We start from the raw sequence: 3,297 nt of genomic DNA, 5'->3' as shown, positions 1-3,297 counted from the left end.
CCCCGCCCCCCCGCCCGCGCGCCCCGGGCCGCGGGCGCGGCCCCCCCCCCCCCCCCCCCCCCCCCCCCCCCCCCCCCCCCCCCCCCCCCCCCCCCCCCCCCCCCCCGACCGGGGATCGCGGCTGCCGTGACCGGCCAGCAGCAACGCGGGACCGCTCCGGTCGGCGCGCCCGATGAGCCCTGACCGATCCGCCTCGGGCAGGCCGGTTCCCGGCCGGGCGCCGCGGGTCACCTCAGACCCCGGCGCCGACCTCGACCGCGGTCAGCGCGTCGCCCACCAGGCCCGCGGCCAGGGTGTTGCCGCCCGCCGGGTCGATGAGCAGGAAGCTGCCGGTCTGGCGGTTGACCCGGTAGTCGTCGGCCGGGATCGCCTCGGCGACACGCACCGAGATGCGGCCGATGTCGTTGAGCTCCAGCGATTCCGGGTTCGGGGCCGAGGCGAGGTTCTGCTCGTCGAAACGGTCGATGAGCGTGCCGACGATGGCCTGGGTGGTGCGGGTGCCGTGCTTGAGCAGCAGCCGTGCGCCCGGCCGCAGCGGCTTGTCGCCCAGCCAGCACACGGTCGCGTCGAAGGCGTCCACCGGCTCGGGGGCGTCGGACACCGCCGCGATCACGTCGCCGCGGGAGATGTCGACCTCGTCGGCCAGGATCAGCGTGACGCTGCGGCCCACCTGGGCCACGGCGAGCTCGCCGTCCGGGGTGTCGATGCGCTCGACGGTGGTGCGCACGCCCGAGGGCAGCACCACGACCTCGTCGCCGGGGGCGACCGTGCCCGCCGCGATCCGGCCCGCGTAGCCACGGTAGTCCGGGTACTCGGGGGTGCGCGGGCGGATCACGTACTGCACCGGGAAGCGCAGCCCGATCGAGTGCTCGCCGGAGCTGTCGGCGTCGACCGGCACCGACTCCAGGTGCTCGATCAGCGAAGGGCCGTCGTAGTAGGGGGTGTTCTCCGAGCGGCTGGCGATGTTGTCGCCGTGCAGCGCGGAGACCGGGATCTCCAGCACGTCCTCCGACGCCCAGCCCAGGCCGCGGGTCAGTTCGTTGAACTCGGCGGAGATCTCGGCGAACACCGTCGCCGCGTCCTCGACCAGGTCGATCTTGTTGACCGCGAGCACCAGCTTCGGCACGCCGAGCAGCGCCAGCACCGCGGCGTGGCGGCGGGTCTGCTCGATGACGCCCTTGCGCGCGTCCACCAGCAGGATCACCAGCTGCGCGGTGGACGCGCCGGAGACGGTGTTGCGGGTGTACTGCACGTGACCGGGGGTGTCGGCCAGCACGAACGAACGCTTGGGCGTGGCGAAGTAGCGGTAGGCCACGTCGATGGTGATGCCCTGCTCGCGCTCGGCGCGCAGGCCGTCGACCAGCAGCGACAGGTCCGGCGTTGACAGGCCCTTGTCGACCGAGGCGCGGGTCACCGCGTCGATCTGGTCGGCCAGTACCGACTTGGTGTCGTACAGCAGCCTGCCCACCAGGGTGGACTTGCCGTCGTCGACCGAACCCGCGGTGGCCAGGCGCAGCAGCTGAGCGGGCGGTTCGGTCCGCACGCCCGGCTCGGTGGTGGTCTGCGGAGCAGCGGACATCAGAAGTAACCCTCTCGCTTGCGGTCTTCCATCGCGGCCTCGGACACGCGGTCGTCGCCGCGGGTGGCGCCCCGCTCGGTCAGCCGGGACGCGGCGACCTCGGCGAGGATCGCTTCGTTGGTGGCGGCCTCGGACAGGATCGCGCCGGTGGTCGAGCCGTCGCCGACGGTGCGGTAGCGCACCGACCTGGTCTCCAGCGTCTCGCCCTCGCGCGGCCCGCCCCACACGCCGGGGGTCATCCACATGCCGTCGCGCTGGTAGACCGGGCGCTGGTGGGCGTAGTAGATGCTGGCCAGGTCGACGTTCTCGCGCGCGATGTAGCGCCAGATGTCGAGTTCGGTCCAGTTGCTCAGCGGGAACACGCGCACGTGCTCGCCGGGGGCGTGGCGGCCGTTGTACAGGTTCCACAGCTCGGGGCGCTGGCGCTTGGGGTCCCACTGGCCGAAGGCGTTGCGCAGCGAGAAGATCCGCTCTTTGGCGCGCGAACGCTCCTCGTCGCGGCGGCCGCCGCCGAAGACCGCGTCGAAGCGGTTCTCGGAGATAGCGTCCAGCAGCGGCACCGTCTGCAGCGGGTTGCGGATGCCGTCGGGGCGCTCGGTGAGACGACCGTCGGCCAGGTAGTCCTCGACCGAGGCGACGTGCAGGCGCAGGCCGTACTTCTGGACCACCTTGTCCCGGAACTCCAGCACCTCGGGCAGGTTGTGCCCGGTGTCCACGTGCAGCAGCGCGAACGGCAGCGGCGCGGGCCAGAACGCCTTGAGCGCCAGGTGCAGCAGCACCGTGGAGTCCTTGCCGCCGGAGAACAGGATCACCGGCCGCTCGAACTCGCCCGCCACCTCGCGGAAGATGTGGATGGCCTCGGACTCCAGCGCGGCGAGCGTGTCGAACTCGCTGATCCCGAGCGACCGCTCGGTCTGCTGGCCTAGGACGGGGGTGTCGTTGGTGATGGTGTCGTTCATGCTTGATGCAACCCGCATTCGGTCTTGGCGAGGCCGGCCCAGCGGCCGCTTCGCGGATCGGCTCCCGGCTCCGGCTTCCGCGTGCACGGAGCGCAGCCGATGGACGGATAACCCTCCTCCACCAGGGGGTTGACGAGGATGCCGTGTTCGGCGATGTAGTTCTGCATGTCCTCGTCGGACCACGGCGCGATCGGATTGATCTTCACCAGGCCGAAGGCTTCGTCGAAGGAGATCAACGGGGCGTTGGCGCGCGTCGGCGCCTCCACCCGGCGGATGCCGGTGACCCAGGCGTTGTAGCCGGCCAGCGACTGCTTCAGCGGCACCACCTTGCGCAGCCGGCAGCACTCGTTCGGGTCGCGGGCGAACAGATCCTTGCCAAGCAGCGCGTCCTGCTCGTCCACCGACTGCTCGGCGCGGGCGTTGATCACGTTGACCCCGTACACCGCCTCCACCGCGTCGCGCGTGCCGATGGTCTCGGCGAAGTGGTAGCCGGTGTCCAGGAAGAGGACGTCGACTCCGGCGCGCACCTGGGCGGCCAGGTGGACCAGCACCCCGTCCTGCATGTTGGAGGCCACGATGTAGGTCGACCCGAAATTGTCCTCGGTCCACCGGAGCAGCTCCGTGGCCGAGGCGTCGGGGCCGAGTTCGGCGGCGCCGCGCCCGGGGGGCGCGCGCCAAAACGGCACCGGCCGCCCGGGGGCGGCGCAGGGTTGGACAGGTTGTCTACCCGGACCAAGTGGTTACCGTCCCCCCCCGCCA

The 3,297-nt window shown here is 72.0% G+C and carries 3 protein-coding genes and 1 pseudogene; all 4 read right to left on the bottom strand.

Translation table 11 applies throughout. The features are described 5' to 3' along the window. Positions 1 to 231 (bottom strand): annotated as a pseudogene (locus QH283_RS07905) (hypothetical protein); the annotation flags it as partial. Between the two features lies 1 nt (position 232). Then, the gene (locus QH283_RS07900; protein ID WP_280502363.1) at positions 233 to 1,579 is read right to left on the bottom strand and encodes a sulfate adenylyltransferase subunit 1; all 1,347 of its coding nucleotides are present in this window, start codon (positions 1,577 to 1,579) and stop codon (positions 233 to 235) included. Continuing rightward, a complete protein-coding gene (gene cysD, locus QH283_RS07895; protein WP_280502362.1) occupies positions 1,579 to 2,538 on the bottom strand; it encodes a sulfate adenylyltransferase subunit CysD in 960 nt (319 codons plus the stop codon). The genes QH283_RS07900 and cysD overlap by 1 nt, the downstream gene beginning before the upstream one ends. After that, positions 2,535 to 3,224, bottom strand: a complete 690-nt coding sequence (locus tag QH283_RS07890; RefSeq protein WP_280502361.1) for a phosphoadenylyl-sulfate reductase — start codon at positions 3,222 to 3,224, stop codon at positions 2,535 to 2,537. The genes cysD and QH283_RS07890 overlap by 4 nt, the downstream gene beginning before the upstream one ends. Positions 3,225 to 3,297 lie beyond the last annotated feature (73 nt).

The sequence above is a fragment of the Nocardia farcinica genome, from assembly GCF_029867845.1.
Lineage (GTDB): Bacteria > Actinomycetota > Actinomycetes > Mycobacteriales > Mycobacteriaceae > Nocardia > Nocardia farcinica_A.
Note: the sequence above shows the minus strand (reverse complement) of the source record. Positions and strands in the feature narration are given on the sequence as shown.

Excerpts from the sequence above, each read along its gene's own strand:
- QH283_RS07900 (WP_280502363.1), bottom strand. The coding sequence starts at position 1,579 with ATGTCCGCTGCTCCGCAGACCACCACCGAGCCGGGCGTGCGGACCGAA.
- cysD (WP_280502362.1), bottom strand. The coding sequence starts at position 2,538 with ATGAACGACACCATCACCAACGACACCCCCGTCCTAGGCCAGCAGACC.